This is a genomic window from Haemophilus sp. SZY H53, assembly GCF_054332375.1.
In genome coordinates, this window is the sequence record NZ_JBTGNV010000018.1 from 1 (window position 1) to 6033 (window position 6033).

The window sequence follows — 6033 nt, forward strand, 5'->3', positions numbered from 1 at the left end:
TTGACTTCAAAAGAGCATAATCCAGTATTTACGCTATCTAAAGTCAATTTTAATTCCGAAACCTTTTCTTATTTTTAGGTTTTAAAGTTTAGTAAAATCAATGAGTTTTAAAAACGTTTCGGAACGTGATTTGTGACAAAAAAGGCCCTTCATTTGAAGAGCCTTTTTTATTTGGTTGGATTGAGTGGTTTTTCTTTTCTGATGTAATGTTGAGTGGTACGTGCAGAAGTATGGCCGAGTTGTTTTCTTGCTCGTTCATCATCAATCATTAATGAAAGGTCTGTTGCTGCTTTCGCGCGAAGATCTCTCAATTGCACTTGGTTGATCTCTTCGGCTAGCTCTTTATATTTTCTTGATGCCGCATTACGGGTGTCTTTGAAATAATCTGTAAGCGATCTCCGCTCGAGCTTTCGCCCCCATTTATTCGTAAATAGAAACTGATTTTCTTCAGTGATCCGCTTGTCGATAATCTCTTTTAATTTACCTATGACTTTAATAGCAACACGTTTACCTGTTTTTTGCTGTGTAATATGCAGTAAATCGTTGTAAATGTGCGAACTATGGATTTTTACCACGTCTATTGGACGTTGTCCGGTTAAATACATCACATCCATAATATCCTTCATATCCCCCGTGGCGCAGTCGTAGATTTTATCTAGGATATAATCTTCAATGTACACATCTCGGTAATTTACTTTGAATTTTTTAACCCCTGTTGATGGGCTGATCTTTTCAGTGTAACCCCATTCTCTCGCCATGCTCCAAATGTGGCCAAATAATCCAACTTCGATATTTGCGGTTGGTTTAACGTCTTTTCTCCAATCTAAATATTCACGGATGTGTATAGGCTCTATTTCATCAAGGGTAAATGGTGGATCTTGGAAGTATTGGCGCAATTTCTTTATAGCCTGAATGTTTGAGTTTCGAGTATTCTTCGCTTTTTTAAGCGGCACAACTTCTTTTTCATATCGTTCAAGCACTTCAATAAACAGAATATTGTCTTTCTTCGTGAGATACTGCATATTCAGCTTTGCAGCTTCCAGAATAGCAATGTGTTTATCTTTTCCTAACGCAACTTCTTTTTTATCGGCCATCGTGTAGTAGTAATACACCACGATTGATCCATCTGCTCTTTTTCGATTCCGGCATACTAAGCCTTGTGGCAATCCTTGATTAATTCGTTTTCTTGGACGTGCCATAATATCCCCCTTACTAACTTAATACTGCAGACCGCCTTCTTTCTTTTGTTTGTGTAATCTGCTGCACTTTCTCACCTTTCAAAATCTTGTCACCATCAGATCGTAACACAAGCGGGAATTTTCTATTTCCTTTTGGATGAAGAAAAGGAATTCCGAATTCATTTAAGCTTTTCATCTGATATTTAGGACAAACATATCCAGTTATTAACGCTAATAATTCTGGACTGCAGTATTCATCAAAAAATTCTCTTCCCATATACTCTCCAATAAAAACCGCCCATAAAAAGTGCGGAAATGTTTGTTACAATAAATACTTTTATTCATAAAAGCATTAATTGAGAGGCTTAATACTGAAATAACTAGCACTTAATACAACACCTTGATGTATGTATTTAGCGGTAGGGAATATTTGTTTAATAACCGCTCTAGCTTTCTTTTCATTAGCTTGCCGATTAAAGGATATAGACAGTATATCGGCACAGCTTTGTTTGCTGTACATGATTGATGTTTTGCCATTTTTAAACCCAAACGTCATCCCCCAATCAAGGTTAAATTCGAACCCGTGCTTTTCTAGCTTTTCAATAATTTCTTCCTTTCCCATGCTTATTTCCTTTTAAAATAAAAACCGCTCATAAGAGCGGTCTTGTTTATAAATCTTCTTCCTTAACGAAAATAGTTGTAGAGGAGAAAGCTATTCATCTACTGGCGGTGATGGAAGTGGTTGCCAGTGTGACACTTCAATTTCTATGTCTATCATTCCTAATTCGTCCAATTCCCAATAAGGGATTAATCCACCTTCCTCATCTACCTTTTCATCTAATAAATACCATCCAAAGCCGACAAACCAATACACACCATCCTCGGTATAATAAATTAAGTGTCTATTGTTCGAATTGCGTGATTCTTCACTTGTATCAAATGGTTCAGGCAACCGCTCCGAACACTTAATCCATCCATTGTTTTCGCTCATTATTTAATCTCCTCAAGTCCCAAATTTAAGGCTTTGTTATAGTAGTCAAACGCGTCTTTAAACAGTGCTTTGCTATTGATATATTCCCGCGGCGATATTGGCACGGTCGGAAATTTGTCCAAAAATCGCCAATGCTCAGCGAGCTCCACAGGAGTTTGGATAAATGCTTGTTTTTCCGCTTTTAATGCCAAAATATCAGCGGTTTTGACGACAATCTCCATTTCGGCTTTGATGCGTATCTTAAATTTATCTCGGATAACCATTTCAAATGCTTTTTCGATTTTTTTGTAGTCCGGCAATAATTGTTTTAACGGGCTGGTAACATCTCCCAAAAAAGCCTCTTGGGCGTCGTGCATCAAAACTGCAAAAGCGGTCATATCATCAACTTTCAAGTACGTTTTAGCTATTGCCCCGGCAAAAACACTGTGATCAAGCACGGAATAATGCACATCTAATTTGCCACCGAATCGTGGAATCATTGCTAAATGATGAATAATGTCATCAATATGAATGTCGCTATTTTGTGGGTTGGCAAAGTCGATTAAACGGTTGCCATGTGTGATAAATATGCTCATTTTTACTCCTTTTTTACCTTGATTTTTATATCATTTTCGCCATCTTGATGATGTCTAATCGTTACTTCGTAACCATCAACCCCAGTTTTTCCATCATCCTTCCACTTAATAACCGGTTCCGGATTAACATGCACAAAAACACCAAACTCTTCGATAGCTATTTGTTTCTTTTGTATAAATGCTTTGCGAATAGCAAACCAATGGATAAAATCAGGCAAGAAACGATTAAACTGTTCTTCAGTTAACTGCAAAAAGTCTTCAACTTTTCTAAACTCATAAATTTTCTCGTTCATACTTACCCCTAATATAAATCTTCTGAAAACAAAATATCAGCGTTAGGCGAGCCTGATAACCGTATAACTTGCCCTTGCTCTTTGGCAATTTCCATCGCCTCTATACGACCAACAAAACGCCCTTTATTTGTTAAAAACCCTTGGTCAAAATCTAATAAAGGGTACTTATACTGCTTTTCTAGAGCATTTATTTGTTTAAGCATAAATGGGTCATAATGGCGCACGCCATAAACCTCATGAATGATATAATCACCATTTTCCAAAGTGGCATCTCTTTTATCTACAAACACTTGGCAGACGGAGCATACAATACGCTCAGGAATATCAATGTATTCTCTTTTTTGGTTTAAAAGTTTAATAAATTCGTTGAATAATGCCTGTCTTTCTTCAGGCGTTTGCTGTTTGATTAAATTAATAATATCCATCACTCACTCCATCATACTCTTCATAAAATCAAGCCATTTTTGAGCATCTTCTTTTGTGCGAAAGCATTGGCCATTTTGGGCTGAAAGACTATCAAAAGTACTAACTTCTGCGTAGTTACGCATATACTCAATAGTTCTACCACAAATATAGTAATATGATTCACCATTCTTAGGCTTAAACGGCTTAGGTAAATCTTCAATGCTAATCTTTGGCTCTTCCCACATTCCGATAATGTCATTCGGGTGGTAGCTTTCATGATTGCAAAACCCGTTATCAGTCCAAAAATAAGAGCTATCCTTGATAAATCCATCTTCATCAAAAATTAACCCCTTCAAAGGAAATGCGGAATTACTCCCATCCGAAAAAACGTATTCTTTAGGGATTTTGTAATACACAACACCCTTGCAGCCATTTCTAAGCATTACAGGCTCACCATTTAAAGCCGCATCTAAGTTAAATTCTTTCATTTTCTTTCTCCTCAATTTTCATGAATAGCATCCAATGCGTATTGTTCGCTTTTCCCGATTTATGCCCAAGAATTGGAGTTTTATTTAAGATTGAAATAATTTTACTAACTGGCACTTGAGTTTCATTCCACTTAAAAATAAGAGTTCCATAATCGTCTAGCACTCTCATACATTCCTGAAAGCCTTTTAATAACTGATTTTCCCAATCTTTATCTAATCTTCCATATTTTTTTACTAGCCAAGAATTGTCGCCACCTTGTATCAAGTGAGGCGGATCAAATATAACGCACTTAAAAGATTTATCGGGGTACGGCATATCAGTGAAGTCATGGATCACATCAGGCGATACTTCTAAATGTCTAATTTTGTCACGATCCTTAAAACTTAGTTTTTGGTTTCTTATATCGGCAAAAAGCACATTCGGATTGCTCTTATCAAAGTAAAACATTCTTCCGCCACAGCAAGCATCTAGAATTGGTTTCATCTTATATCCTTTAAAACAAAAGGCGCTCACTTGGAACGCCTATTGGATTTGTTTGTTTAAATAATTAATCATTCTTTCCCCGATCCACTTAATAACCGGTACAGCCATACTATTGCCGATAGCTTTATAGCGCGGGCTATCCGGGCAATCTTCGGCGGGTTTATTGCGATACGGGATTTGTGTATAACCTGGAGGAAATCCCATTAGTTTTTCGCACTCGCTCGGAGTAAGCCATCGTAAGCCATTTTTTTCGCCGACAATGACCTCGCTATCGTTAAATCTCCGTCCACTTTTAGCTGTAAGAGTAGGGGCAATCGCCTCACTTCGCGTTTCGCAAGATACGCAATCGCCTTTTTGCTCAAGTAATATCTGGGCAACACTTCGCGGTCTAGCACTTGCCACAACAAACACCCGACGGCGTCGTTGGGCAACTCCGAAGTATTGAGCATCGAGGATTCGCCACGCGATAGTGCGGGCTGAATGTACATAACCAGAGTTTGTCCATCTTGCCCCTGCCGGTTGTAATGGCTCACGCTCTTGAGCCAATCCAGCCAGAAAGTGTCCGAATGCGTTGTCCTTGGTGGATAGTACACCTGGAACGTTTTCCCACAACAAAACACACGGCTGTTTTCCGTCAATAAATCTAACATAATCAATAGCCTCCAAAATATGTATGAGGGTTAGAGTAAGATTTCCGCGCTCGTCATCAAGTGAGTTACGCAAGCCAGCGACCGAAAACGCTTGGCAAGGCGTACCACCAACAAGCACATCAGGGGCGGGGATTTCTCTGTTTATAATTTTTTGAGGTAAGGCGGTCATATCGCCAAGATTTGGGATGTCGGGATAATGATGAGCAAGCACGGCGCACGGAAATGGCTCTATCTCAGAAAACCAAAGTGGCGTCATCAAGCCTTTCCACGCAACGCTTACCGCCTCAATCCCTGAACAGACTGAGCCGTATGTCAGCATTTTTTATCACCTTTATACGGTTTTAAATCCACCACCGGCAACACATCAACCAGTGGTCTTGCTGTGTTGTAGTCTTGCAGTGCATTAAATTGACTTTTGGCCCACTCAATAAAATTATTTACGTAGTTATTAACTACCGCAGGATAGTTTGCTGATTCCGCTGTCTGGATAATGTTATTTCGCAACTCAGAGCCAAACATAAGCCAACTGTATTTAGCGTCATCTAACGCACGTGTAACAGCCGATGGGTCACCGCTATTCATTCGCACATAAAAATAGCACCCGAAAATATCGGAAAATCTTGAATAGGGAATGTTTATATTGATTTCATTCATCTTTAACACCTAAGATTCGACTTTTTGCTACTTCAATTAGCAATTTGTATTCATTTTTTGTTTTATCGTCATGAACTTCGGCAGATTTTGCTAAAAAATTATCAACAGTTCCAGTAAAACAGCCACGTGTTACAATTAGCCCATCTTTGCCATTAAAGACGGTTAGCGTACCGTTTTCCGAGCCAACATTAGTTGCCCCAAAAATCATTTTACGCTCGGAAATTACCGCATAAGATCTCACCCAAGCGTCACCGTACACCTGAGCGTCACCGTACACCTGAGCGTCACCGGACACCTGAGCGTTACCGTACACCC

Annotated in this window: 11 protein-coding genes and 1 pseudogene; all 12 read right to left on the minus strand. The window is 38.9% G+C overall.

The features are described from left to right. Window positions 1–167: 167 nt before the first annotated feature. Window positions 168–1199, minus strand: a complete 1032-nt coding sequence (locus ACXVWB_RS11010; protein WP_065243977.1) for a tyrosine-type recombinase/integrase — start codon at window positions 1197–1199, stop codon at window positions 168–170. Between the two features lie 13 nt (window positions 1200–1212). Beyond that, window positions 1213–1455: a hypothetical protein gene (locus ACXVWB_RS11015; RefSeq protein ID WP_070868046.1), complete on the minus strand. Its 243-nt coding sequence runs from the start codon at window positions 1453–1455 to the stop codon at window positions 1213–1215. A gap of 75 nt (window positions 1456–1530) precedes the next feature. Continuing rightward, a complete protein-coding gene (locus ACXVWB_RS11020; RefSeq protein WP_289901926.1) occupies window positions 1531–1800 on the minus strand; it encodes a hypothetical protein in 270 nt (89 codons plus the stop codon). A 90-nt stretch (window positions 1801–1890) separates the two neighbouring features. Further along, the gene (locus tag ACXVWB_RS11025) at window positions 1891–2169 is read right to left on the minus strand and encodes a DUF551 domain-containing protein (protein WP_289901925.1); all 279 of its coding nucleotides are present in this window, start codon (window positions 2167–2169) and stop codon (window positions 1891–1893) included. Next, complete coding sequence (locus tag ACXVWB_RS11030) at window positions 2169–2744, minus strand: phosphohydrolase (protein ID WP_289901924.1); 576 nt, start codon at window positions 2742–2744, stop codon at window positions 2169–2171. The genes ACXVWB_RS11025 and ACXVWB_RS11030 overlap by 1 nt, the downstream gene beginning before the upstream one ends. A gap of 2 nt (window positions 2745–2746) precedes the next feature. Next, the gene (locus ACXVWB_RS11035) at window positions 2747–3037 is read right to left on the minus strand and encodes a hypothetical protein (RefSeq protein ID WP_289901923.1); all 291 of its coding nucleotides are present in this window, start codon (window positions 3035–3037) and stop codon (window positions 2747–2749) included. Between the two features lie 8 nt (window positions 3038–3045). Beyond that, entirely contained in the window at window positions 3046–3462 is a 417-nt protein-coding gene (locus ACXVWB_RS11040) for a hypothetical protein (RefSeq protein ID WP_289901922.1), read from the minus strand. Window positions 3463–3465: 3 nt separating this feature from the next. Continuing rightward, window positions 3466–3930, minus strand: a complete 465-nt coding sequence (locus ACXVWB_RS11045) for a hypothetical protein (RefSeq protein ID WP_289901921.1) — start codon at window positions 3928–3930, stop codon at window positions 3466–3468. Further along, window positions 3917–4414: a TRM11 family methyltransferase gene (locus ACXVWB_RS11050; protein WP_289901920.1), complete on the minus strand. Its 498-nt coding sequence runs from the start codon at window positions 4412–4414 to the stop codon at window positions 3917–3919. The genes ACXVWB_RS11045 and ACXVWB_RS11050 overlap by 14 nt, the downstream gene beginning before the upstream one ends. A gap of 39 nt (window positions 4415–4453) precedes the next feature. Continuing rightward, complete coding sequence (locus ACXVWB_RS11055) at window positions 4454–5383, minus strand: DNA cytosine methyltransferase (RefSeq protein WP_289901919.1); 930 nt, start codon at window positions 5381–5383, stop codon at window positions 4454–4456. Next, window positions 5377–5718: a hypothetical protein gene (locus tag ACXVWB_RS11060; protein ID WP_289901918.1), complete on the minus strand. Its 342-nt coding sequence runs from the start codon at window positions 5716–5718 to the stop codon at window positions 5377–5379. Before ACXVWB_RS11060 ends, ACXVWB_RS11055 begins: the two co-directional genes overlap by 7 nt. After that, window positions 5711–6033 (minus strand): annotated as a pseudogene (locus ACXVWB_RS11065) (hypothetical protein); the annotation flags it as partial. The pseudogene ACXVWB_RS11065 and the gene ACXVWB_RS11060, both read right to left, overlap by 8 nt.

Excerpts from the sequence above, each read along its gene's own strand:
- ACXVWB_RS11025 (WP_289901925.1), bottom strand. The coding sequence starts at position 2,169 with ATGAGCGAAAACAATGGATGGATTAAGTGTTCGGAGCGGTTGCCTGAA.
- ACXVWB_RS11045 (WP_289901921.1), bottom strand. The coding sequence starts at position 3,930 with ATGAAAGAATTTAACTTAGATGCGGCTTTAAATGGTGAGCCTGTAATG.
- ACXVWB_RS11020 (WP_289901926.1), bottom strand. The coding sequence starts at position 1,800 with ATGGGAAAGGAAGAAATTATTGAAAAGCTAGAAAAGCACGGGTTCGAA.
- ACXVWB_RS11055 (WP_289901919.1), bottom strand. The coding sequence starts at position 5,383 with ATGCTGACATACGGCTCAGTCTGTTCAGGGATTGAGGCGGTAAGCGTT.
- ACXVWB_RS11010 (WP_065243977.1), bottom strand. The coding sequence starts at position 1,199 with ATGGCACGTCCAAGAAAACGAATTAATCAAGGATTGCCACAAGGCTTA.
- ACXVWB_RS11030 (WP_289901924.1), bottom strand. The coding sequence starts at position 2,744 with ATGAGCATATTTATCACACATGGCAACCGTTTAATCGACTTTGCCAAC.
- ACXVWB_RS11015 (WP_070868046.1), bottom strand. The coding sequence starts at position 1,455 with ATGGGAAGAGAATTTTTTGATGAATACTGCAGTCCAGAATTATTAGCG.
- ACXVWB_RS11050 (WP_289901920.1), bottom strand. The coding sequence starts at position 4,414 with ATGAAACCAATTCTAGATGCTTGCTGTGGCGGAAGAATGTTTTACTTT.
- ACXVWB_RS11060 (WP_289901918.1), bottom strand. The coding sequence starts at position 5,718 with ATGAATGAAATCAATATAAACATTCCCTATTCAAGATTTTCCGATATT.
- ACXVWB_RS11040 (WP_289901922.1), bottom strand. The coding sequence starts at position 3,462 with ATGGATATTATTAATTTAATCAAACAGCAAACGCCTGAAGAAAGACAG.
- ACXVWB_RS11035 (WP_289901923.1), bottom strand. The coding sequence starts at position 3,037 with ATGAACGAGAAAATTTATGAGTTTAGAAAAGTTGAAGACTTTTTGCAG.